Annotated in this window: 25 protein-coding genes, 1 tRNA gene and 1 other annotated feature; of the genes, 8 read left to right on the forward strand and 18 right to left on the reverse strand. The window is 37.2% G+C overall.

Annotation, left to right across the window (positions count from 1 at the left end):
• Positions 1–2: 2 nt before the first annotated feature.
• The 6 genes from ACTWQB_RS11110 (at position 3) to ACTWQB_RS11135 (ending at position 6,717) form a co-directional block, all read left to right on the forward strand.
• Positions 3–1,019, forward strand: coding sequence for an ABC transporter ATP-binding protein (locus ACTWQB_RS11110; RefSeq protein ID WP_443139256.1), 1,017 nt, complete (start codon positions 3–5; stop codon positions 1,017–1,019).
• The gene (locus tag ACTWQB_RS11115; RefSeq protein WP_443139257.1) at positions 1,016–2,677 is read left to right on the forward strand and encodes a peptide ABC transporter substrate-binding protein; all 1,662 of its coding nucleotides are present in this window, start codon (positions 1,016–1,018) and stop codon (positions 2,675–2,677) included. Before ACTWQB_RS11110 ends, ACTWQB_RS11115 begins: the two co-directional genes overlap by 4 nt.
• A gap of 64 nt (positions 2,678–2,741) precedes the next feature.
• Positions 2,742–3,674: a S66 peptidase family protein gene (locus ACTWQB_RS11120; RefSeq protein ID WP_443139258.1), complete on the forward strand. Its 933-nt coding sequence runs from the start codon at positions 2,742–2,744 to the stop codon at positions 3,672–3,674.
• Positions 3,671–4,762: a mandelate racemase/muconate lactonizing enzyme family protein gene (locus ACTWQB_RS11125; protein ID WP_443139259.1), complete on the forward strand. Its 1,092-nt coding sequence runs from the start codon at positions 3,671–3,673 to the stop codon at positions 4,760–4,762. Before ACTWQB_RS11120 ends, ACTWQB_RS11125 begins: the two co-directional genes overlap by 4 nt.
• A gap of 18 nt (positions 4,763–4,780) precedes the next feature.
• Positions 4,781–5,713 carry a C40 family peptidase gene (locus ACTWQB_RS11130; RefSeq protein ID WP_443139260.1) on the forward strand — a complete coding sequence of 311 codons (933 nt, stop codon included), beginning with the start codon at positions 4,781–4,783 and terminating at the stop codon, positions 5,711–5,713.
• Positions 5,710–6,717: an ABC transporter ATP-binding protein gene (locus ACTWQB_RS11135; protein WP_443139261.1), complete on the forward strand. Its 1,008-nt coding sequence runs from the start codon at positions 5,710–5,712 to the stop codon at positions 6,715–6,717. Before ACTWQB_RS11130 ends, ACTWQB_RS11135 begins: the two co-directional genes overlap by 4 nt.
• 73 nt (positions 6,718–6,790) lie before the next feature.
• Here ACTWQB_RS11135 and ACTWQB_RS11140 read toward each other — a convergent pair whose 3' ends face one another.
• The 9 genes from ACTWQB_RS11140 to ACTWQB_RS11180 form a co-directional block, all read right to left on the reverse strand.
• Positions 6,791–7,147 carry a YidH family protein gene (locus ACTWQB_RS11140; RefSeq protein ID WP_443139262.1) on the reverse strand — a complete coding sequence of 119 codons (357 nt, stop codon included), beginning with the start codon at positions 7,145–7,147 and terminating at the stop codon, positions 6,791–6,793.
• 66 nt (positions 7,148–7,213) lie between these two features.
• Positions 7,214–8,872: a SulP family inorganic anion transporter gene (locus ACTWQB_RS11145; RefSeq protein ID WP_443139263.1), complete on the reverse strand. Its 1,659-nt coding sequence runs from the start codon at positions 8,870–8,872 to the stop codon at positions 7,214–7,216.
• Positions 8,873–8,957: 85 nt separating this feature from the next.
• Complete coding sequence (locus tag ACTWQB_RS11150) at positions 8,958–10,088, reverse strand: MBL fold metallo-hydrolase (RefSeq protein WP_443139264.1); 1,131 nt, start codon at positions 10,086–10,088, stop codon at positions 8,958–8,960.
• Between the two features lie 95 nt (positions 10,089–10,183).
• Complete coding sequence (locus ACTWQB_RS11155; RefSeq protein WP_443139265.1) at positions 10,184–10,753, reverse strand: sulfurtransferase TusA family protein; 570 nt, start codon at positions 10,751–10,753, stop codon at positions 10,184–10,186.
• 18 nt (positions 10,754–10,771) lie between these two features.
• Positions 10,772–11,071 (reverse strand): rhodanese-like domain-containing protein, encoded by a 300-nt coding sequence (locus tag ACTWQB_RS11160; RefSeq protein WP_443139266.1) that lies wholly within the window; start codon positions 11,069–11,071, stop codon positions 10,772–10,774.
• A gap of 18 nt (positions 11,072–11,089) precedes the next feature.
• Positions 11,090–11,569, reverse strand: coding sequence for a DsrE/DsrF/DrsH-like family protein (locus ACTWQB_RS11165; RefSeq protein WP_443139267.1), 480 nt, complete (start codon positions 11,567–11,569; stop codon positions 11,090–11,092).
• A 98-nt stretch (positions 11,570–11,667) separates the two neighbouring features.
• Positions 11,668–11,895, reverse strand: a complete 228-nt coding sequence (locus ACTWQB_RS11170; RefSeq protein ID WP_277674082.1) for a sulfurtransferase TusA family protein — start codon at positions 11,893–11,895, stop codon at positions 11,668–11,670.
• 100 nt (positions 11,896–11,995) lie between these two features.
• On the reverse strand, positions 11,996–12,256 hold the full coding sequence (locus ACTWQB_RS11175) for a metal-sensitive transcriptional regulator (RefSeq protein ID WP_091772922.1): 261 nt from the start codon (positions 12,254–12,256) through the stop codon (positions 11,996–11,998).
• Positions 12,257–12,402: 146 nt separating this feature from the next.
• Positions 12,403–12,990 (reverse strand): CotY/CotZ family spore coat protein, encoded by a 588-nt coding sequence (locus tag ACTWQB_RS11180; RefSeq protein WP_443139268.1) that lies wholly within the window; start codon positions 12,988–12,990, stop codon positions 12,403–12,405.
• 174 nt (positions 12,991–13,164) lie between these two features.
• Here ACTWQB_RS11180 and ACTWQB_RS11185 point away from each other — a divergent pair, with 174 nt between their 5' ends.
• The gene (locus tag ACTWQB_RS11185) at positions 13,165–13,812 is read left to right on the forward strand and encodes a deoxynucleoside kinase (RefSeq protein ID WP_443139269.1); all 648 of its coding nucleotides are present in this window, start codon (positions 13,165–13,167) and stop codon (positions 13,810–13,812) included.
• Positions 13,809–14,480 (forward strand): deoxynucleoside kinase, encoded by a 672-nt coding sequence (locus ACTWQB_RS11190; RefSeq protein WP_443139270.1) that lies wholly within the window; start codon positions 13,809–13,811, stop codon positions 14,478–14,480. The genes ACTWQB_RS11185 and ACTWQB_RS11190 overlap by 4 nt, the downstream gene beginning before the upstream one ends.
• Positions 14,481–14,614: 134 nt before the next feature.
• Here ACTWQB_RS11190 and ACTWQB_RS11195 read toward each other — a convergent pair whose 3' ends face one another.
• From ACTWQB_RS11195 to gyrA, 9 genes are all read right to left on the reverse strand, one after another.
• Positions 14,615–14,752 (reverse strand): hypothetical protein, encoded by a 138-nt coding sequence (locus tag ACTWQB_RS11195; protein WP_443139271.1) that lies wholly within the window; start codon positions 14,750–14,752, stop codon positions 14,615–14,617.
• Positions 14,753–14,795: 43 nt separating this feature from the next.
• Entirely contained in the window at positions 14,796–15,713 is a 918-nt protein-coding gene (locus tag ACTWQB_RS11200; RefSeq protein WP_443139272.1) for a peptidoglycan DD-metalloendopeptidase family protein, read from the reverse strand.
• 116 nt (positions 15,714–15,829) lie between these two features.
• Positions 15,830–15,922: transfer RNA gene (locus tag ACTWQB_RS11205), tRNA-Ser, on the reverse strand.
• Positions 15,923–16,061: 139 nt separating this feature from the next.
• Positions 16,062–17,339 (reverse strand): serine--tRNA ligase, encoded by a 1,278-nt coding sequence (serS, locus tag ACTWQB_RS11210; RefSeq protein ID WP_443139273.1) that lies wholly within the window; start codon positions 17,337–17,339, stop codon positions 16,062–16,064.
• Between the two features lie 47 nt (positions 17,340–17,386).
• Positions 17,387–17,604: a binding site (T-box leader), on the reverse strand.
• Positions 17,605–17,632: 28 nt separating this feature from the next.
• On the reverse strand, positions 17,633–18,226 hold the full coding sequence (pdxT, locus tag ACTWQB_RS11215) for a pyridoxal 5'-phosphate synthase glutaminase subunit PdxT (protein WP_443139274.1): 594 nt from the start codon (positions 18,224–18,226) through the stop codon (positions 17,633–17,635).
• Positions 18,227–18,238: 12 nt separating this feature from the next.
• On the reverse strand, positions 18,239–19,123 hold the full coding sequence (gene pdxS / locus ACTWQB_RS11220; RefSeq protein ID WP_443139275.1) for a pyridoxal 5'-phosphate synthase lyase subunit PdxS: 885 nt from the start codon (positions 19,121–19,123) through the stop codon (positions 18,239–18,241).
• Positions 19,124–19,150: 27 nt separating this feature from the next.
• Positions 19,151–20,476 carry a D-alanyl-D-alanine carboxypeptidase family protein gene (locus ACTWQB_RS11225; protein ID WP_443139276.1) on the reverse strand — a complete coding sequence of 442 codons (1,326 nt, stop codon included), beginning with the start codon at positions 20,474–20,476 and terminating at the stop codon, positions 19,151–19,153.
• A 652-nt stretch (positions 20,477–21,128) separates the two neighbouring features.
• A complete protein-coding gene (locus ACTWQB_RS11230) occupies positions 21,129–22,235 on the reverse strand; it encodes an HD-GYP domain-containing protein (protein ID WP_443139277.1) in 1,107 nt (368 codons plus the stop codon).
• An 88-nt stretch (positions 22,236–22,323) separates the two neighbouring features.
• Positions 22,324–24,792: a DNA gyrase subunit A gene (gyrA, locus tag ACTWQB_RS11235; RefSeq protein ID WP_443139306.1), complete on the reverse strand. Its 2,469-nt coding sequence runs from the start codon at positions 24,790–24,792 to the stop codon at positions 22,324–22,326.
• Positions 24,793–24,888: the final 96 nt, after the last annotated feature.

Genomic DNA, 24,888 nt, shown 5'->3' on the forward strand with positions numbered 1-24,888 from the left:
CGATGAATAAAATACTTGAAGTAGATGACCTTCATGTTTCGTTTTCTACATACGGTGGCGAAGTAAAAGCTGTACGGGGTGTTTCTTTTGACTTATACCAAGGTGAAACACTTGCCATTGTAGGCGAGTCGGGTTGTGGGAAAAGTGTTACAGCTAACAGTATTATGCAGTTAATTCCTAAACCCGCAGGTAAAATTCATAACGGTAAAATTATATTTAAGGATCAAGATATTACTTATTATACGGAACGACAAATGAAAAACCTACGTGGTGTTGACATATCCATGATCTTTCAAGACCCAATGACAGCATTAAACCCTACATTAACCATTGGAGATCAGTTAACTGAAGGTGTTATGCAACATGAGAAAATTTCTAGAAGCGAAGCAAAAGAAAAAGCCATTGACATGTTAAACCTAGTAGGGATTCCGAATCCTCAAGAGAGACTCAAACAGTACCCCCACCAATTTAGTGGTGGAATGAGGCAACGTATTGTCATTGCGATTGCTCTCATATGTGAACCTGATTTACTTATTGCTGATGAACCAACAACTGCACTAGATGTAACCATTCAGGCTCAAATTCTAGAGCTTTTTGAAAAAATACAAAAAAATACGAATGTCGCGATTATTTTAATTACACATGATTTTGGTGTCGTTGCAAAAGTTGCCGACCGTATTGCAGTTATGTATGCAGGGAAAATCATTGAAACGGGACTCAAGAAAGAAATTTTCTATAACCCTAAACACCCTTATACGAAAGGGTTGTTACATTCAATTCCTAGATTAGATCAAAAAGACGAAAAATTAATTCCTATTGATGGAACACCACCTGATTTATTTTCACCACCAGTAGGGTGTCCATTTACTGCAAGATGTCCACATGCCATGGTCGCATGCGAGAAGGTATACCCTTTCCGTCATGAAGAAAGCAACTCACATTACGTCGAATGCTGGCTTTATGATGAGAGAGTCCAAAATATTAAAGTAAACATAAAATCAAAGGAGGAGTACAAATGAATAGAAAATGGCTATTAGCTATATTAGCTATTCTACTAGCGACGGTACTTGTTGCTTGTTCAACAACAGGTGACGGTGAAGATGAAGAGAACAATAATGAGGAGAATAACTCAGAAGAAAACGAAAGTGCAAACGAGGGAGATTCAGACGAGAAGAAGGTTCTATATTTAAACAACGCTTCTGAACCAACTTCTTTTGACCCACCAGTTGGGTTTAACGCCGTATCTTGGAATTCTTTAAATAACTTACTAGAAGGATTAACAAGATTAGATCAATCTCACCAACCCCAGGCAGCAATAGCAGAAGATTGGGACATATCGGATGATGGTTTAGAGTATACATTTTACTTAAGAGAAGATGCGAATTGGTCGAATGGTGATCCGGTTACAGCAGATGACTTTGTATATGCATGGAGACATTTATTAGACCCTGAAACAGCTTCTTCAGCTGCCTTTTTAGGTTATTTTATTGAAAATGGTGAAGCATACAACTCTGGTGAAGCATCTGCTGAAGATGTAGGAGTTGAAGCAGTCGATGAGAAAACGTTTAAAGTAACATTAGAATCACCTACTGGTTTCTTCTTAGATCTAGTAGCTAACCCTGCTTTCTTCCCTGTTAACCATCAAGTGGCAGAGGAAAATCCAGATTGGCACGCTGAAGCTGACACATTCGTGGCTAATGGTCCATTTAAGTTAAAATCATGGACTCATGACCAAGAATTTGTTTTTGAAAAAAACCCAGAATATTGGGATGCGGATACTGTTAAATTAGATGAAGTTCACTGGGCAATGGTTAATGACACAAATACAGAGTATCAAATGTATGAAAGTGGCGAGCTAGATTCATCAGGTATTCCTTCTGACTTAGCTGAAGAGCTATTAGAAAGTGATGAAGTTACTTATGAGGAACAAGCTGGTGCACATTTTTATCGTTTCAACGTAACAGAAGAGCCATTCCATAATAAGAAGATTAGAAAAGCATTTGCTTTAGCTGTTAACCAACAAGAAATTGTTGATTATATTACGAAGAACTTAGAGAAACCTGCTTATGGATTTGTATCTTACGGTTTCACAGACCCTAACGGTGAAGACTTCCGTGAAGCAAACGGTGACTTAATTCAAACAAACACAGAAGAAGCAAAACAACTTCTTGAAGAAGGTATGGAAGAAGAAGGTTACGATGAATTACCTGAAGTTACATTATCTTATAACACTAGTGACACAAACAAATCAATCGCTGAATATTTACAAGAAACCTATAACGAAGTTTTAGGTATAGAAGTACAATTAGAAAACACTGAGTGGAATGTGTTCTTACAAGACCAAAAAGATTTAAAACACCAATTCTCTCGTAGCTCATTCTTAGCAGACTACGCTGATCCAGTTAACTTCTTAGAGAGCTTTGTATCAGATTCATCTATGAACCGTACTGGTTGGGAGAACGATGAGTACGACCAACTAATCGCTAACGCTAAAAGTGAAACAGATGAAGAGCAACGTTTCGAATACTTATATGAAGCAGAGCAACTTCTATTTGAAGAGATGCCGATTTTCCCTCTTCATTTTTATAACCAAGTACACTTACAAAATCCAGACGTCAGCAACCTTGTACGTCACCCAGTTGGTTATCTAGAACTAAAATGGGCAGATAAAAACTAAGTAATCATTGGATAAGGGCATACATTGTTATGCCCTTTATCCTAACTTTAAAGGAGTCTAATTTATGATTCTACCTAAGTCTTTACAACCAGGAGATACAATTGGGGTCATTGCACCTGCAAGCCCTCCTAACATTACTAATTTAAAGAAGGCCATCCCCTATTTTGAAAACCTTGGCTTAAAGGTCAAACTAGGTAAATATGTTGAAGAAGTCCACGGCTACTTAGCAGGCACGGATGAACAACGATTAGAGGATTTACACAACATGTTCCAAGACGATGAAGTCGATGGAATCATTTGTGCAGGTGGTGGTTATGGTACAGGGAGAATTGCCTCGTCAATTGACTATGAACTCATTAAAGCAAAGCCTAAGATTTTCTGGGGTTATAGTGATATTACATACTTACATACAGCTATTAGGCAACGAACTGGTCTCGTCACCTTTCATGGACCTATGTTAGCTTCTGATATTGGCAAAGAAGATTTTCATGATCTCTCGAAGCAATCATTTAACCAATTATTTAAATCAAAAACAATCGTTTACGACAAAACATATTCTAACTTATCTACCATATCTGAAGGTGAAGCAGAAGGTAATATAGTAGGTGGAAATTTATCGTTAATCGTTAACTCTCTTGGTGGTCCATATGAAATTAATACAAAGGATCAATTATTATTCATTGAAGATGTCGATGAACCGCCTTATCGAATCGATTCATTTTTATCCCAATTAAAACACGCAAAAAAATTAGACGATGCAGCGGGTATTATCGTTGGGGATTTTAATAATGCAAAACCGAAAAAAGACCGTCCTTCGTTAACATTAGAAGAAGTGCTTGATGATTATTTTAAACCTCTTAACATACCGGTTTTGAGTGGATTTAAAATTGGACATTGTCAACCACACTTCGCCATACCTTTAGGAACAAAAGCATATCTATCAACCAAGACAAAAACATTAACAATTGAACCTGGTGTCATAGGAGGATCATCTTGAATATTAAACAACTCGAAACCTATCAAGTGAAAATTCCACTAAAAAAACCTTTCAAAACTGCGCTGAGAACCGTAACAGAAGCAGAAACTATTTACGTAAAAATCACTTTAGAAGATGGTACAGTAGGATTTGGAGAAGCCCCTCCAACCTTAGTAATCACTGGTGATAGCCTTAATAGTATTAAATACTGTATCGAAGAAGTCTTTAAACCAATCGTAATCGGGAAATCTATTAAGAATATACACCGATTACTAGAAAGCATTCATCGTTCTATTGTTAGAAATACAAGTGCGAAAGCAGCTATCGATATGGCATTATTTGACTGTTTATCAAGGGTCGCTAACCTTCCTTTATATCAACTTTTAGGTGGATACAGAAGTGAAATTGAAACGGATTATACTGTTAGTGTTAATGATCCTATTGAAATGGCTAACGATGCACAAGACTACATCGACCAAGGCTTTTCAATCTTAAAAGTTAAAGTAGGTAAAGATGAGATTGAACATGACATCCAACGAATTCAGGCAATACGCGAACAAATAGGGCCGAATACGACAATTAGACTAGACGCTAACCAAGGATGGTCAGTGAAAGAAGCTATCTATGCCATTCAGAAGATGGAACAACTAGACTTAAATATTGAGTTAGTTGAGCAACCTGTTAAAGCTGAGGATATTAGTGGTTTAAAAGAAGTCACAAGCCAAACTAATACACTTATTATGGCAGATGAAAGTGTCTTTTCACCTGATGATGCAAGAAAAGTACTTGAAACCCGAAGTGCAGATTTAATTAACATTAAACTAATGAAATCAGGCGGTATTTATAAAGCTTTAAAAATTAACCATATGGCTGAAACATTTGGAATCCCTTGTATGGTCGGGAGTATGATTGAAACAAAACTTGGCATCACAGCCGCCGCCCACTTTGCAGCAAGTCAACCAAATATCACTCGATACGATTTTGATGCACCATTAATGCTAAATGATGAAGCTGTTTTTGGTGGAGTAAAGTATTCAAAGAATGTTATGACACTTCCAAATGTACCTGGGTTAGGTATTACAGAAATAAACAAACACTACATTCTCTAACCGAAAGGATTATGTGATATGAGTCAACAACCAAATATCTGGGTTTGTAATGTTGCCGTTGCAACTATCTGGACGAAACCAGATTCACCAAGAGACATTGATCAAGATGGACTATCTCAACCAGTCCTTTTATATAACTGGTACGATCAATTAACAAAAGAACAAAGGTCAGACTTATGCTATCAAAACCTCGTACAATCTCAATTATTATTTGGTGAAGAGGTAATTATTGACCAGATTAATGGACAGTGGGCAAAAATTATCGCTGTTCATCAACCATCAAAAAAAGACGAGCGTGGTTATCCAGGCTGGGTACCATTACCTCAATTAAAGTTAGTTAGCCAAGAGGAATGGTATAAACCATCCATTGCGTTAGTAACCTCAAAACAAACGATTTTATATGATTCAGATAAGTTACCACTGAAAGAGTTAAGTTATGCTACTTATTTACCTGTAATCGAACAACAAGATAAATGGATAAAAGTAAGAACACCTGAAGAAGATGGTTGGTTTAAGGCGAAAGACGTGACAATTTACAATTCAATTAAAGATGTGCCAAAACGTGGTGGAGAATCCATCGTTAAATGCGCTGAACAATTTTTAGAGCTTCCATACTTCTGGGGGGGCATGAGTGCCTTCGGATACGACTGTTCTGGATTCGCTTACAACATGCACAAAATGAATGGTTACGAAATTCCACGTGATGCTTCAGACCAGGCAGTAAGAGGAAAACAAGTACCTTATAAGGATTTAAAAATTGGCGATCTTCTATTTTTTGCGGACCAAGATGGAAAAGGGAGAGTTAATCATGTTGGAATCTATTATGGTGATGGCCAAATGATTCACTCATCTATATCAAGTCCAGGTATAGAAATACGTACTTTAGAAGGATCAAAATATGAAAAAACACTATGCGAAGCAAGAAGGTACTATCAGGAGGAGTCCTCATGACGAAAAATATATTACAAGTTGAAAACTTAAAAAAATATTTTAACGTTGGAAGAAATCAAACATTAAAAGCTGTTGACGATGTAACTTTTTCAGTTAAAGAAGGCGAAACTTTTGGAGTCGTTGGGGAATCTGGTTGCGGTAAATCAACTGCAGGTAGAACCATCTTAACATTATATAATAAGACAGATGGTGACGTCCTATTTGATGGTGTCAATGTACATGACATTCCAGAAGAAGAACGCTTCAAGTTATTTAGACAGATGCAAATGATCTTCCAAGATCCTTATGCGTCTTTAAATCCTAGATCTACTGTTAAGGAAATTATTTCTGAACCAATGGAAGTTCATGGACTTTATAAAGATAAGCATGTACGCTTAGAGAAAGTTTACGAATTACTTGAAGAAGTTGGATTAAACCGTGACCATGCTAATCGCTATCCTCATGAATTTAGCGGTGGTCAACGTCAACGTATTGGTATTGCTAGAGCCTTAGCATTAGAGCCGAAATTTATTATTTGTGATGAACCAATATCTGCCTTAGACGTCTCTGTTCAAGCACAAATTATAAATTTATTAGAACGTCTTCAAGAAGAAAAAGGACTCACTTATTTATTTATTGCCCATGATTTATCAATGGTAAGACATATTTCTGACCGAATTGCCGTTATGTATTTGGGACATATTGTTGAATTAACGGATAGCAAAACATTATACGATGAACCGCTTCATCCATATACAAATGCATTGCTATCAGCCGTACCAATTCCTGACCCAGATATCGAAGAAAGCCGATCACGAATTGTTTTAGAAGGCGATTTACCAAGCCCAATGGACCCACCTTCTGGCTGTGTATTTCGGACACGCTGTCCATTAGCACAAGACATATGTGCCCAAAAGAAACCAACTCTAACAGAAGTTGAAGATGGACGTCATGTAGCTTGTCACTTATATGACCCTGAGGTTTATGAGATGGAATCAACTAATTTACAACAAATGCATAAATAAGAAAATCCAGTATGCAATATTGCATACTGGATTTTCTTTAGGCAAAAACATCACGATTTTTTGTCTTTTTAAATTAATAAACTAAAAAGTAAAAGAAAAATAGTAAAACGATAAATACAGTAAATATTGAAACTAACCACACAATACGGTTGGAAGGTTGAAAGGTTTGCTCATTAATCTGTCTTTTCTTTACGAGGTAACTCATTGTTGCGAACACAATAATAATTAAACCTAATATTACAGAAAAGATTCCAATCAATTCAGCAACTTGATCTGATAACACAGTTGTTGTCTGAGTAGAAAAATGAATATTGACGATTAAAAAACCAATACCTATCATTGCCAATGCAGTTCGAATCCAGGCCAAATAAGTTCTCTCATTTGCTAGATGTTGCTGGATATATTTTGAATCAATTGTTGTCTTAGTCATCTTCTCACCTTCTGTTCAAAACTAAAACTTTTTAAAAAGAGAAAGAGAAAATAGAGACCTAAGCCTCTATTCCCCCTCTTCTAAACATTGTTTAATCGAATGATATTGTACTCTTTTACCATACTTTTCTTCCCAACCAGCTTTTCTCGTTAAATCTCTAACTGGTCCTTTCATATTTGCAATGAGTATTCTTACACCATAGTCATCATACTCTTGAATAATTCGGTCTAACTCGTCCACTGCAACAGCGTCCATATCATTTACGCTTGAGAAATCTAATATAATACGTTTAGTTTCATCGTTCTTATCAATTAATTTCCCTAATTGATCCTCTAAAAACGCGATATTCGCAAAATATAATGATGCGTCAACACGAAAGACGATTGTATTTCCAAACGTTTCTGCGTGAGGATAACGTTCAATGTTTCTATAAATATCCTCATCTTTTAAATAACCTAGTTTAGCAACGTGCGGGTATGCACTTCTCCAAATAAACACTAATAATGAGAAGACAATACCAACAACAATACCTGTTTCAATTGAAGTTGATAACGTAGCTATGAATGTTACTAACAATGTCCAACCATCAATTTTCTTAACTTTAAATAGGTGTTTAGCTTCTTTATAATCAATCAAGCCGTAAACAGCTACCATAATAATCGCTGCTAATACAGATTGAGGTAAATAATAGAACCAATCTGTAAAGAACATTAACGTTATAATGATTAAAACCGCTGTAATAACGGCTGCAAAACCAGTACGCGCTCCTGCTTGATAGTTAACAGCTGACCTTGAGAAACCACCTGTTACAGGATAAGCAGAGAAGAATGAACCGACAATATTGGCTGCACCTAAACCGTTTAATTCTTGGTTAGCGTTGATCTTGTAACCTTCTTTAGCTGCAATAGCCTTGGCAACGGCTACTGACTCCATGAAACCTACGAATGTAATGGTTAAGGCCACAGGTAATAGAGCTGTAATTGTATTCCACTCAAACGCAGGAACAGATAATTCTGGAATCCCTGACGGAACTTCACCAACAATACCAACACCTTTATCTTGTAACTCAAATAGATAAACCACTAAACTACTGGCAACCACGACAACAAGTGGTCCTGGAATCTTTGGTACATATTTCTTGAAAACAACTAACGTAATAATACTTGCTATCCCGATGGTTAATGAATAGTAATTGATATCAGGAATACTCAAAAAGGCATTATATAAAATTTCAAATACATTACCTTTCTCAATATCCGTTCCTAACAAGTTTTTTAGTTGTGACAAACCAATTATAATAGCCGCAGCAGATGTAAAACCACTAATGACGGCATGCGATAAGAAATTAACTAAAAAGCCTAACTTAAAAAGTCCTAAAGCTAACTGCAGCACCCCTACCATTAACGCTAATAAGAGAGCGTAGGAAACGAATTGATCTGATCCGGGTTCTGCTAGCTGTGATACACCTGAATAAACTAATAGGGATACCATCGCAACAGGACCAACAGCGAGCTGTCTTGATGATCCTAAAAAAGCATATATGATTAACGGTATGGTTGATGCATAAAGACCAATTACTGGCGGAAGCCCCGCTAACATTGCATAAGCCATACCTTGTGGAATTAACATTATTGCGACGATAATACCAGCAATCATATCTCCCTTAAAATCCATACGATTGTAATTTTTCAACCAATCTACCGCTGGAAAATAATCTTTTAGCATACTTATTCACCTCTCATGCTGATAATCATCTAAAAGAAGGAGCAACTCTTGCTCCTTCTTTTTAGAATGACCTAATTTTATAATTTTACTTAACCGCACAACGGTTAGGGCCAATTTCCATTTCGCGTTTCTTCTCTGTTTCTGGTGAAATTTTACCCATGTTTGTTTCGCGGATTTCTTGGTATGCATTTGGTTGTGGTGGTAAGTTCTCTGTAACCATACGACGGAATTCTTGCTCATCATCTACATTTAATCCGTGGTTTTCTTTGTATAGTTCACCTAATTTTTCACCAACTGAACCGTCTTCGTTTAATTCATTATTTGTCATATAGTGTGCAGGTAACACAACTAATTCATCCGATAATTCTTTATAACGTTTATATAACGTTTCACGTAAGTCACCAACCCAATCATCAGCTAGACCTGCTAAGTCAGGGCGTCCAATTGAATCAACGAATAAGATATCGCCAGACATTAGATATTGATCGTCTACGATGAATGACGTAGAACCAATTGTGTGTCCTGGTGAATATAGTGCTTGAACACTAATTTTTGAAGAACCGATTTTAACATCTTCTCCATCTTCTAATGGCTTGTATTCAAACTGTACTTCAGTTGCATCTTTTGGTGGTAACCAATAAGTTGCACCCGTTTTTTCTGCAATTTCACGTCCACCTGAGATGTGGTCAGCGTGTAAGTGCGTATCAAATGCATGTGTGATTTTAGCACTTTTTTCTTCTGCAAAGTTAATGAATACATCTGCCATACGTACAGCATCAATCGTTGCCGCTTCACCGTCTGAGATGACCATGTAAGATAGGCAACCTTTACCTAAACGTACAAACTGGAATAGTTCACCGCCGTCTTTTAAGTCAGCGATCTTAACTGGCTCTAAGTGTTCACTCCATGCTTTCATACCGCCTTCTACTGAGTACACATTGTCAAAACCAGCTTCTACTAATTGTTCGGCAACAAATTCTGATGATCCACCTTTAGCACAAACAACTGCTACATCACGATCTTTTGGTACCTTATCTTGAATTGGTTCAATTCCTTCAATTAAATCAAAGTAAGGAACGTTTAAATAATCAAAGTTATCTCCTTCAATTTTCCAATCTTCATAAGCATCCTCGTTACGAACATCCAATACGAATAAATCTTCTTTGTTTACAACACGTTTTGCAATTTCTTGAACATTCATTGTTTTAACTGACATCTTTTTATACCCCCTGCGGTATTATTTTTGTGGTAATAAAAGAACTTGGAAGTGGACCAAGTCCTCACTTAATAATAAACAATCTTACTAAAGCTTTACTTACTTTCAACGTCTCCATCCCATTCACTCATACCAGGAACAACGTTGTAAACTTTATTAAATCCTTTTTCTCTTAATAATTGAGCTGCCATATCACTACGGTTTCCAGTACGACATACAACATAAATTTCCTCGTCTTGATTTAGTTCGGTAGCACGGTCTTCTAATTCACCAAATGGAATTGAGATAGCATTTGGAATATGACCAAACGCATACTCTGCAGATTCACGTACATCTAAAACTGTAACGTTACCTGAATCTAGTTTTTGCTTTAAGTCATCATTGTTAACTTTTTGATCATAAGAAGTTTCTTCTCCAGACTCACCTTCAGAAGCTTTGCGTACATAGTGTTTTAATACGTCACCTTCTTCAACTGTACCTAAATACTGATGACCACTACGCTCTGCCCAAGCTTTTAAGTCTGCTTTCGAACCTTGGTCTGTCGCTTCGATTAATAAAACTTTCCCAGGCTCTACATTTTCAATTTCCTTACGTGTTTTTACGATTGGCATTGGGCATGCAAGACCTTTCGCATCTAACACATGATCGGCATTAATATTAGTCATAGACAATCCCTCCAGTAATTATTTTTCAACTGGTCCTTCCCAGCCTAGCATTCCGTCTTCCATGTTGGTAACGTCATAGCCCTTACTTTGTAGAAACTGTGTCGCTTGGCCACTACGTCCACCAGAACGGCATACCATAATATATTCTTTATTCTTATCTAATTCATTTTCACGAAATTCGATTAATCCAAGTGGAATGTTCACGGCACCAGGTATCTTACCTTCTTGTACCTCTTCAACTTCACGAACATCGATTAAGTTTAAATCTTCACCTTTAGCTAGCTTTTCTTGTACTGTTTTAGAGTCAATAGTCTTCATTATGAATTACCTCCTCTATTAGATAAATAGGTTGATGGCGCCATCTTCACCTTCAGCAATATAAGCTGCTACACCACCATACTCAATATCATCTAGAAGTTCTTCCTTCTTAAGTCCTAGTAAATCCATTGTCATTGTACAAGCAAGAATTGTAATATCTTGCTCTTTTGCCATATCGATTAAATCTGGTAATGGCATCGCATTGTGTTTTTTCATAACACCTTTAATCATTTTTGGACCCATACCTAAGAACTGCATTTTAGATAGTGGCATGTTGTCAGCCCCACGAGGCATCATTTTACCAAACATTTTTTCCATAAATGATTTGCTTGGTTGTAATTTTTCATCTTTACGTAATGCGTTTAACCCCCAGAAAGTGTGGAAAATCGTTACGTCATGATCATAAGCGGCAGCACCGTTTGCAATAATATAGGCTGCCATAGCTTTATCGTACTCACCGCTGAATAAGATGATATTTGTCTTTTTGTTTTCAGCCATGTTAAATCTCCTCCCGATTGTTTTTTGAGGGAGGTAGCCTTTTAATGACTACCTCACAATTACTTATACCCGTATAGGTATATAATAAACTAAAAAAATTAACCCTTTTTAATATAGAACGTAAATACTCCGTTATCTTCATTCATGTCAACTAGCTCATGACCTGAAGACTTGCACCATGCTGTTAAGTCACTCTTAGCACCTGCGTCTGTAGCAACTACTTCTAAGATCTGACCGCTTTCGATGTCACCGATTGCTTTTTTAGTTTTTACAATTGGCATTGGGCATGCTAGACCTTTTGCATCTAAAGTTTTGTTAATATCCATGAAAAATTCCTCCTAAGAAATATTTTAGTATTTTTAATACCCTATGGGGTATATTAACTTATAAAAATTAATCCGTCAACAGTTTAAAATTATTTTTTTGTTAACGGCTTTTAACAAGCAGGTTAACCGCTTCTTTAACTTTATCTTCTGTTTCCTCACCATTTTCATTCGCTTCTTGAACACATTCGATGAGGTTATTACTTACAACAACTCCAATTGTACGATCAATCGCTGTACGGCTTGCAGATAATTGGGTAATCACATCTTTACAATCTGCTCCTTCTTCCATCATACGAAGAACACCGCGTAATTGACCTTCCAATCGTTTTACTCTATTTTTTACTTTTGCATCGTATTCCATCATGATTACCTCCTCTCGCTTATTATGATACAACGCAAAATTAATATTGTCATTTCTGACGTTACATATACATCATATACCCCTATAGGTATTTTGTCAAACATAAAAAAACTGGCGCCTTAATAAGGCACCAGTCTCTCAGATAATTAGTCGTCACATTTAGCGCTCGCACCTGCTACAGAAGGATTTCTTCTCCATTCCGAAACCGGTAAAGCTCTTACTGGATCTAAACAAGCGATTGCCATAAATTCACATAAGTCTACAGTGATACAAATACCTGTGCGCTGAAGGTTTCTGATAGAATTTCCTCTGAAATAGTCACAAACGTCGTCTCCACCGGAACCAGGAGTTTGACCTCCCATGTTTACTGGAAGTAGTAATTCAAGTTCCGCACAACAGTTTTTCTTCACCTTACTAACACGGAATACAGGAGTTTCAATACAATCGAATTCTGTAAACGTGTTTTGGCCTTGAGTTCGTTGTACAGTAATAACGCTTTTTCCAATAAACTCGTCACAGTCACCTTTACAGTATAAAATGAATGGAACGGTGTCATTATTAGTAGTCGGACCAGTTGTTGGTGATAGTAAGTCATTAATTGACTGTTTACATCCGGTATCACAACCTTGACCTCTACCCGCTACTTCATCTTGTGCTGCAGCAATTTTAGCTACCGTTTTACAAACACATTTGTTGTTTTTGCAATCAAAATCGTTGCAATTATCTTCAAACATTTATTCTCACCTCTCTTTTCATGGTTACAATATAAAATATGTTGGGGCTCTAAAAGTGTATAGGTCTTTGCTAGATATTTTTGGATTTTTAAAATCTATAGAAAAACACCCCCTTTGGAGTCGAAATTTGTTATCATGGAATAATAGAAAAGATATGTCATTGGAGGAGTCTGTATGGGGGAATACCATGTACCTTTTATTGCTGTAGAGGGCCCTATTGGCGTCGGGAAAACCTCATTATCCAACAAGATTGCACAACATTTCTACTTTCATTTACTTAAAGAAATTGTCGAAGAAAATCCTTTTTTAGGTAAGTTCTATGACAATATTGAAGAGTGGAGTTTTCAAACAGAAATGTTCTTTTTGTGTAATCGATATAAGCAACTAGAGGATATTGAAAAACATTACTTACAACAAAGCAAGCCTGTTGTGTCTGATTATCATATATATAAAAATATGATTTTTGCTAAACGAACATTAAATGAAAAACAGTTCAATAAATATGAACAAATTTTTCATACGTTAACGGATGATATGCCTAAACCTAATGTCATGATTTACTTACACGCAAGCCTTGACACATTATTAGATCGGATTAGAAAACGGGGTAGGGAAGTTGAGAAGAATATTCAAGCAGATTATTTAATGCAGCTATCTAAGGATTATGATCAATTCATGTATGAGTTTGAAGCTAATAATCCTGACATCCCTGTCATTCGCTTAAATGGAGATGACCTTGATTTTGTAAAACATCAAGACGATCTCGATTATATATTATCTATTGTTGAGAAGCATATTGAAAAAGGAGAAGTTGTTACATGAATGTCTATGACAGATATGGGGTTCCTAGTGATGCCGTTATCACAATCGCAGGAACAGTAGGGGTAGGAAAATCAACGATGACGAACGCATTAGCTAGTGCTCTTAACTTTCGCACATCATTTGAGAAAGTCGACGGAAACCCTTATTTAGATAAATTTTATAAAGACTTCGAACGTTGGAGTTTTCACCTTCAAGTCTATTTCTTAGCTGAACGTTTCAAAGAGCAGAAAAGAATCTTTGAATACGGGGGCGGGTTTATTCAAGACCGTTCGATTTATGAAGATACAGGTATTTTCGCTAAAATGCACCGTGAAAAAGGGACGATGACGGAAACAGATTATAATACTTATAAAAGTTTATTTGATGCGATGGTTATGACGCCATACTTCCCGCATCCTGACTTATTAATCTATCTAGAAGGATCTTTTGAAGATGTTTTAGATCGACTTAAAAGTAGAGGTCGCCAAATGGAACAAGATACACCAATTGAGTATTGGCGTGAAATGTATGATCGTTATGAAGATTGGGTTAATAACTTCAATACATGTCCTGTTATGAGAATTAATATTAATGATTATGATTTATTTAATAACGATCAATCGATTGAGCCAATCCTTGAACGTGTAGGGCATTTCATACAAACATCTAGAAATTATATTAAAGCTTAATGTATAGAGGCTCAAACAAACCCACTGAAGAAGACGAGTATTGGGGGTAAAATCACCCTAATACTCGTCTTCTTTTTTGCTACGTCAAAATGCTTCGCTTTCCGCAGGCACGGCTTCAACTTCCCCAAACTCACTTACGTTCGTTTGGGGTGATTATCAGCTCGTGCTGTTCTGCGACGACCTGGACGGTCTAGTGTCGGCGTTGACCATAGGACGTGGCCGTTTTTAGCCGACCAGAAGTCTTGCATTTTGACTACGATAATAACATTCAATATTCGTTTTACTATAAGCTATTTTTCTGTTATACCAACCTTTTTATTCATCCAAAGCATTTTGTATATACGTCATAAACGGATATGGATCGACTCGTTCTCCATCTTCTAATACTTCATAATGTAAATGAACACCTGTACTTCGCCCAGTGGATCCCATAAGTCCAATTAGCTGTCCTTGCTTCACTTGGTCACCTTTTTGAACATGAATATCATTTAAATGACTATAACGAGTTTTATAAGCATGTCCATGGTTTATAAGAACCGACTTTCCATAAGCCCCGTTCCATCCAGCAAACTCTACCACACCGTGTCCTGTTGAGTATATTTCAGTATCTAGTGGACCAGCTAAATCAATACCACCATGAAAAGAACTCACATTCGTAAATGGATCTGTCCTGTAGCCAAAGGCGGAGCTAACCACTTCAGTGTCTGCCGGCCAATAGATTGGCGTTCGTTTAAGGTCTTGAGTAACTTGATTCATATCTTGTACAGCTGTTTGATAACTAGCAACTAACTTTGAGAATTCTTCACTTATACTGCTGTAATCTCGATTGATTTTAAAATCAGATGATTTAACAAGACCTTCTTCTAAACCACCCTGTGGTCCTTCTGAGAATGCTGCTATACGGCCAGGATTTAGTTCTGAGACTAAATCATTCATCTGTTCTTCTAAAGCGCGTAGCTCAATTAATTGACGTGCTATCGTATGCTTTTCTTCTTCATACTGCAAAATTTTTTCATGTTGTGTTTGAAAACGTTGGTTAAGTTCTTGTACATGAGACTGTAATGCCTCATTTTCATTTACTTGCTGGCTAATGACATAAACCATCATTCCAACACTAAGGAGTGAAGTACTCACCAAAACTCCTATACTATAACCTACAAACTTAGATAAATATAACTGCTTGATTGATGTTTTACCATCGGAGATTATAATTTGCCACTCTCTTGGATGCATAACTTCTCATACCCCTGTGCACTTTTTATCTTATCTTTTGATATTTTTGCTATTTTATCCAAAAAAGGGCATAAAAAAATGGCTACAATTAATGTAACCATGAATTATTATATGTATGGCGGAGGAGGAGGGATTCGAACCCCCGCGGGCCGTGAAGCCCCTGGCGGTTTTCAAGACCGCTCCCTTCAGCCGGACTTGGGTACTCCTCCGTGTGAGCTGACAAAAATAAATATATCATACGATTCGACAGCACGCAACATATTCTATAGATTTTTTTATTTTCTGTCTTTTTAGTAAGATGTTTATATAAAACTTTAAAGAGGTGCGCTTATCGCACACCTCTTTTTATTAACGCTCAATGCGTTCTTTATTACCCATATATGGACGTAATACTTCCGGAATTGTAACTGAACCGTCTGCTTCTTGATAATTTTCTAAGATTGCAGCAACTGTACGACCGACAGCTAAACCTGATCCATTTAATGTATGAACGAATTCTGGTTTCGCTTTTGCATCACGACGGAAACGGATTCCCGCGCGGCGAGCTTGGAATGCTTCGAAGTTAGAGCAAGAAGAAATTTCACGGTACGTACCACTACTTGGCAGCCACACCTCAATATCGTACTTCTTAGCTGCTGTGAAGCCCAAATCACCTGTACACATACTCATAACCCTGTATGGTAATTTAAGAAGCTGTAGAATCTTCTCAGCGTGTCCTGTTAACACTTCCAAAGTATCATAAGAGTCTTCAGGTTTTACTAAATGAACAAGCTCAATTTTATTAAATTGATGTTGACGAATTAACCCTCTTGTATCGCGTCCTGCAGATCCCGCTTCAGAACGGAAATTAGCACTATAGGCCGCAAACTTCTTAGGTAAGTCATCAACAGATAAAATTTCATCACGATGATAGTTCGTCACAGGCACTTCTGCAGTTGGAATTAAGTAATAATCCCAATCCTCAAGCTTAAAGACATCCTCAGTAAATTTAGGGAATTGGCCAGTGCCTTTTAAGCTTTCTGTATTAACCATCTGCGGTGGCATCATTTCTTTGTATCCATGTTCATCCACTTGGTAATCCATCATAAAATTGATTAATGCACGTTCAAGACGTGCTCCTAGTCCTTTATAAAATGCGAAGCGGCTTCCCGTCACTTTTGAAGCACGTTCAAAATCAACAATATCTAACTCTGTTGCAACATCCCAGTGTGGCTTTTCATCGAAATCAAACTGACGAACATCCCCCCACTTGCGAACTTCAACGTTGTCATCCTCATCTTCACCAATAGGTGTTGATTCATGAGGAATGTTAGGGATTGATAATAATAGTTCGTTTAACTTCTCCTCAACCTCTTTTAAGTTCGTATCGATTTCCTTAATGCGATCACCAACTTCACGCATTTCCTTAATTAAGTGCTCAGCATCTTGTTTTTCTTTCTTCATTTGAGAAATTTCTTTAGAAACCTCATTACGGCGAGCTTTTAATTCTTCTGATTCTTGAATATACTCACGTCTTTTTTGATCCCATTCTTGAAAATGATCAAGGTCAGTTAAGTCTTCTCCACGGTGTTGTAACTTTGCTTTAACGTCATCAAAATTTTGTCTTAAGTACTTTAAATCAAGCATGATAATCCTCCTTATTTTTTTACGAAATAAAAAACTCGCCCCTAAAGAAAAGGGACGAGTTGTATACCCGCGTTACCACCCTTGTTGAAGAAGCCAACACTTCTTCCAACTCGGAAGCTTTAACGGCGCTTGACCGGGTTAGCTTACTCTTTCGTTCGGCTAACCTGCTCAGGGATGGATTCATTAAGGTCTTTTACTGGTTCGCACCTACCACCAGCTCTCTGAAAAAAGATCATTAATTACTATTTCCCATCAGTGCAATTAACTATTTGTATAATAATATAACTTTATTTTTATTGAGCTGCAAGTTTTAACTTACTGTTTTTCACCATTTCAACAAAATATTGAGTTAATCGATGGTCATCTGTTAGTTCAGGGTGAAATGCTGCGGCTAAATAATGACCTTGTTGAGCAGCAACAATTTGACCGTTGTAAGTCGCTAATACCTCTGTATCACCTTTCACCTCTACAATATGAGGTGCTCGAATAAATACAGCTTCAAAATCATCGGCTACTTCTTTTACTTCAAGCTTCGTTTCAAAGCTTTCACGTTGACGACCAAATGCATTACGTTCGACAACCATATCCATTAATTGAAGATGCGCATGACTTTGACCATTTATTTCAGTTGCTAATAAAATAAGACCCGCACATGTTCCGAAAATTGGCTTACCTGATTGTCCAAATTCTTTCAATGCCTCAAAGAATTCATAACGATCTATCAAACGTCTCATTGTGGTACTCTCACCACCAGGTATAATCAACCCATCGACTTCATCTAGTTGCTCTTTTTTCTTTACGATTAATGCTTCATGGCCACAAGATTCAATGGAATGCTTATGTTCTCTAAATGCACCTTGTAACCCTAATACACCAATTTTAAGCATTAGGATTCTCCTTTATTCGCTACGATCCTGCATACGATCAGACTCTGTTAATGTTGACATTTCAATACCTGGCATTGCTGTACCTAAACCTTTTGAAAGCTCACCAATTAATTTATAGTCATCATAATGAGTTGTTGCTTCAACAATAGATCTTGCAAATCGTTCAGGATTATCTGATTTGAAGATTCCAGAACCTACAAAGACACCGTCAGCCCCTAGTTGCATCATAAGTGCTGCATCTGCAGGTGTTGCAATACCACCCGCTGCAAAGTTTACAACAGGAAGACGTCCATTCTCACGAATATCAAGTAGTACTTCATAAGATGCACCATTTTCTTTGGCATAAACCATTAATTCGTCTTCAGCCATATTCGAAACTTCTTTAATTTGTTTTTGAACTTCACGCATATGACGAACCGCTTCAACGATATTGCCTGTACCAGGTTCACCTTTTGTACGAAGCATTGATGCGCCTTCGCCAATACGACGAACTGCTTCTCCTAAATTACGACAACCACAAACAAATGGAACTGTATAATCACGCTTATTAATATGATAAATTTCATCAGCTGGTGTTAATACTTCACTCTCGTCAATGTAATCAACACCCATAGCCTCTAATACTCGTGCTTCAACAATATGACCAATACGAGCTTTAGCCATTACTGGAATGGAAACGGCATTCATAACTTCTTCAACGATTGTTGGGTCTGCCATACGTGCAACACCACCTGCTGCACGAATATCAGCAGGGACACGCTCTAATGCCATAACAGCCACTGCGCCCGCTTCTTCTGCAATTTTAGCCTGCTCTGCATTCACAACGTCCATAATGACGCCGCCTTTTTGCATTTCAGCCATACCTCTTTTAACTCGATCTGTACCTACTTGACTCATAAATGAACTCCCCCTAATTGTTTATCTTTAATTAAATAGGCCTTTTATGCTTCCGAATAAATCTACAAAGAAATCACCTATTGCTTTTAACATTAAAACAAACCAGTTGGATTTATCAACCCCATCAGACGTTACTAATGGTACTGAAACCTCATCACCTTCTGTTAAGTGACCGTAATCTTCATCACCATTATTTACTAGAACAACTTTACCAACTTCAGTGCCTGCTTCAAACGGTGCCTCTAATTCACCATTCTCATTTAAAACTTCTTCATCAAATTCAAAAGTTGCAGAATAATTTCCTTCTTCACCTTTTTCAACTAATTTTTCAATCGCTTGTGAAGCTTCAACGTTAACTGTTTTTTCCTTACCTTTAGCAACAGGTATCGTTGAGTCATCTTCAAGTTGGAACCCTTCTTCAACTAACGTCGTACGTTCAAAATTATCGAATCCATGATCTAATAGTTTAGCTGTTTGGATAAAACGAGCTTCAATGCTATCAGTTCTCATAACAACTGAAATAAGACGTTGACCATTACGTTCTGCCGTACCAGTAAATGTATAACCAGCTAAGTCAGTGTGGCCTGTTTTTAATCCGTCTAGACCTTCATAAGAAAACTGCTGGAAGTTCTGGCTTTCATGTCCTGGTAACATCCAGTTCCAGTTAGTCATATTATGTCCTTCAAACTCTTTAAAAGGCGTACTAGATACATCTAATACTTCGCGATAATCCTTTATTAAATGATAAGCTAATTTAGCTGTATCACGTGCAGACATCATATTTTCACCTTGTGGGTCTGTACCTTCTGGGTAATCATCACCTAAAGATGTATTACTTAATCCAGATGAATTTACAAACTCATAGTCCGTCATCCCTAGCTCTTCAGCTTTAGCATTCATCATTTGAACAAACTCACCTTCAGAACCAGCAATGAGCTCTGCTAAGGCTATCGTAGTCGCATTATCTGAATAGATCACCATAGCATCATATAATTCTTTAACAGTATATGGGTGGTCTTGACGGAGACCCACACCTGAAAAATTATTATTTGCAGAAATCTTATATGCATATTCACTAATCTCGGTTTCAGTATCCCAAGATAAATCACCGTTATTAATCGCTTCTAATACTAAGTACTCTGTCATCATTTTTGTCATACTTGCAGGCGGTAATGACATGTCAGCGTTTTTCGCAAATAAAACATCACCAGATTCAAAATCAACAAGAATTGCTGATTCAGCTTCTACATCAAATGAATTTGCACTTGCTGCAAGTGGCGCAATATATAATGAGCTTAAAGCAAAAATTGCAATCATAAACCAAATTCTTATTTTGTGTAAGTTACTTCTCATTCTGTCTTCCCCCATCGAAATTCTTTTACGTCATTATTATACATTATTTATTAGACAAGCACATTGGTAAATTAGACAAATTAACTAAATTGAAATATTTAATAACGTAAACCCTCTTAAATTGAACATTTTAGCACAAAAAATAATCTACTATAATGTCTATAAAAATTCTGAACAACTCTAACTTAGAGCGACACTTGAACCTATTTCACGTACAATTTCCCGATGCCCTGTAATATATCGACAAATCTAGATTTAAAAGAGGCTGGGACAAAAGAAAAGTAGCTTAACAAAAAACGAATATTGAGTTTTATTAGCGTAGTCAAAATGCGCAGACTCCTGGTCGGCTAAAAACGGCCACATCCTATGGCCAACGCCGACACTAGACCGTCCAGGTCGTCGCAGAACAGCACGAGCTGAGGGGCCACAGGATGTGGGTCAGTTCGGCGTTGCAACATGGATGTTGCGTATTTAGCCGAACATCCTTAAACTCCGAACGAAAGTGAGTTTGGGGAAGTTGAAGCCGTGCCTGCGGAAAGCGAAGCATTTTGACGCAGCTAAAAATTGAAGACGAATATTAGGAGTCAAGTTACTCCTAATATTCGTCTTCTCTAAGGATAAGATATCTTTTGTCCCAGCCTCTGGTCAACGATTAAGAGCTTAGGATCTCTTCAATATATAAATTTTGATGCTGTACGAGTTGAATTATTTCATTGTCAGCATCTTTCTTAACCATTGGGCGGGTAGGATGTTTATCATCAACAAACACAATTTCACCGATTTCATTGTTTGTTAACCTTACTTTTGTCCCATTGGAAAAATAGACAATTGCTTGTACTAAAGCCTCTACTACTTTCATGTCTAATTTTCCTAAATAGTCATTTAACATCTCTTCAATAACTTTGAATGGGGATTGTTTCTTTCGATAAAGCCTCTCAGATGTCATCGCATGGAACATATCACTTACAGCAATTATCCGGGCATAAGGATGCAGCTGATCCTTTTTAACACCTAATGGATAACCAGAACCATCGAGTCTCTCATGATGTTGCAGAACGGCTAATTTAACTTGTCGACTAAGGTATACCTCTTGTTCAATCATACGATAAGAGATGATCGGATGTTGTTGAATTCTCTCATACTCTTTCTCAGACAATACGCCATCCTTCTTATAGACATGTGCACCCTCTTTAACCATACCTATATCACTTAAATATGCAGCTAAAGCTACTTGTAAGCATTCGGATTGCTCATAATGTAGCCTCATAGCAATAAATCCTGAGATCACAGAATTAGCCACCATATGATGATAAATATAGTCATGTTTATCGTTGTAATGATGCAACTCTATTATAGTCTCAATAGTTAAATCATTATCACGAACTAAAGGGATGACAATTTCTCTTATTTCTTTTAAGTTTAGATGCGGATGCTCTTCCCAACTTTTGAACATTTCTTTAGTTTGTTTTACCGCATTTACATAGTAATCAAAGAAACTTAGCTCTTTTGAATGATTTTTACTTCGAGTTGAATCGTCTTCTTTTTTTATCTTCTTTGGATCTACTTCCTCAGGTTGATAAGGGTCACCATTTACTAATCGATTAGCCACTTCTACATATGGGACTTGAAAATCACTTAAAACTTTTATGTGAATAGGCTCAATCACTGTATTTTTAGGTACAATCGGATATGTCGTTTTCCCCGTCACATCCTTTAGTAAAAGACACCCTGGTACTAAATCTCGTGGAAGAACTTTCATGTCATTCCCCCTCTCCCATAATCACTCAAGAAACTTACTTTTAAAAGAAAACTCGCCTAATAGTAGACGAGTTTTCTTGATGTTCAAATTAAGATTCTTCTGTTGTTTCCTCATCGTCATTAGTAGTTAATTCAGCTTCAGAACTCTCATCAACATCTATTAATTCTTCTTCTTCGTCTTCTTTTTCAACGCGGGCAACTGTTGCCACTTCTTCATCTTCAGCTAAACGGATTAACTTAACACCTTGTGTATTACGTCCCGTTTGTGAGATAGATTCAGAAGACATACGAATGAGTACGCCACTAGCTGTCATTAACATAAGATCTTCTTCTCCTGTAACAGGCTTAACAGCAACTACTGAACCGTTTTTATCACTTAACTTACACGTAATAATACCTTTACCACCACGGTTCTGTAAGCGATATTCATCTTCAGGAGTTCTCTTACCGAACCCTTTAGAAGTTACAGTTAAGAGATCCACGCCTTTATCGATAATTTCCATCGATACAACTTCATCGCCTTCTCGTAACGTAATCCCTTTAACCCCTGATGCAGTACGCCCCATTGAGCGAACATCTGATTCATGGAATCGGATTAGTAATCCATTCTTCGTGGCAATCATCATATCTTTATCGCCATCAGTTAATCGAACTGAAATTAATTCATCATCTTCACGTAGATTAATAGCCCTTAATCCACCTCTTCTAATATTCGCAAATTTCTCTAATGACGTACGTTTTGAAAGACCATTTCTCGTTGTAAAGAACAAGAACCAATCTGCATCAAACTCTTTAACACTTATAACAGCGTTAACCCACTCGCCTTTTTCAACTTGTAAAACGTTAACAAGTGGAATACCTTTTGCTGTCCGACTAAACTCTGGTATCTCATAACCTTTTGCACGATATACTTTACCTTTATTTGTAAAGAATAGTAGCGTATCGTGAGTTGACGTAGATAGTAGGTGTTCGACAAAATCTTCATCATTGGTTCCCATACCTTGAATCCCTCGACCACCACGTCGCTGGGCACGATAAGTCGTAGCAGGTAGGCGTTTAATATATCCTCTATGCGTTAGGCTGATAATCACTGTTTCTTCTGGGATTAAGTCCTCATCCTCAATGAAATCAGTGCCACCAATTGTAATTTCTGTTCGACGTGTGTCATTATATTTTTCTTTAATTTCTAATAGTTCTTCTCTTATAATCTCTAATACTTTTTGTTCATCTGCTAAGATTGCTTTTAATTCAGCAATTAATTCCTTAACTTCTTTATAGTCGTTATCGATTTTGTCGCGTTCTAAGCCAGTTAGACGCTGCAAACGCATATCTAAAATCGCTTGGGCTTGTTTTTCAGATAAACCAAATCGGTTCATTAAACCATCTCTAGCTTCATCTGTTGTTTGAGAGCCACGGATTAATTCAATAACTTCATCTAAATGATCTAGAGCGATTCTTAAACCTTCTAAAATATGAGCTCTTGCTTCAGCTTTTTCTAAATCATATCTAGTACGCCTAATAATAATTTCCTTCTGGTGTTCTAGATAATACTCTAGCGTTTGTTTAATATTTAAAACTTTAGGCTGTCCATCTACTAAGGCTAGCATATTGATTCCGAATGATGTTTGTAAGGATGTCTGTTTATAAAGATTATTTAAAACTACATTCGCATTAGCATCCCTGCGTAACTCGATTACAATTCTCAAACCATCACGGTCTGACTCATCACGTAAATCAGTAATACCGTCAATCTTCTTATCTCGCACTAGCTCTGCGATTTTCTCAATAAGTCTAGCTTTGTTGACTTGATAAGGAATTTCATTAACGATAATCGTGGATTTACCGTTCGGTTCTTCTACAATATCAGCCTTAGAACGAATGGTAAGTGAGCCTTTACCAGTTTCATAAGCTTGGCGAATACCACTTCTTCCTAAGATACTTCCTCCAGTTGGAAAGTCAGGGCCATGTATGTAATCACTCATGAGCTCTTCAATTGTAATATCAGGATTCTCACTAACAGCTAAAACGGCATCAATTACTTCACCTAACTGATGGGGAGGAATATTCGTAGCCATTCCAACTGCGATCCCTGAAGCACCATTTACAAGTAGGTTAGGGAACTTAGCTGGTAGTACTGCTGGTTCTCTTTCCGTACCATCATAGTTATCATTGTAATCAATTGTATTCTTGTTAATATCACGAAGTAATTCCATCGATATCTTAGACATACGCGCTTCAGTATAACGCATTGCGGCAGCTGAATCGCCATCAACAGAACCGAAGTTACCGTGTCCATCCACAAGCATATTTCGGAAGTTAAAATCTTGTGCCATACGGACCATTGCTTCATATACAGCCGAATCACCGTGTGGGTGATACTTACCTATAACTTCACCTACGATACGTGCTGACTTCTTATAAGCTTTATCCGCGTGCATACCTAAATCATGCATCGCGTATAAAATACGTCTATGTACAGGTTTTAAACCGTCTCTTACATCAGGTAAAGCGCGTGAAACAATTACACTCATGGCGTAATCTAAGAACGAAGTCCTCATCTCTTGACTAATATTAATTTCTTCTACTTTTGGTCGTTGTTGATCCAACCGTCATTACCTCCCTAAATGGTAATGAGCGCAAGACTGATTTTGTTC

The sequence above is a fragment of the Piscibacillus sp. B03 genome, from assembly GCF_052246295.1.
Classification (GTDB): domain Bacteria; phylum Bacillota; class Bacilli; order Bacillales; family Alkalibacillaceae; genus Piscibacillus.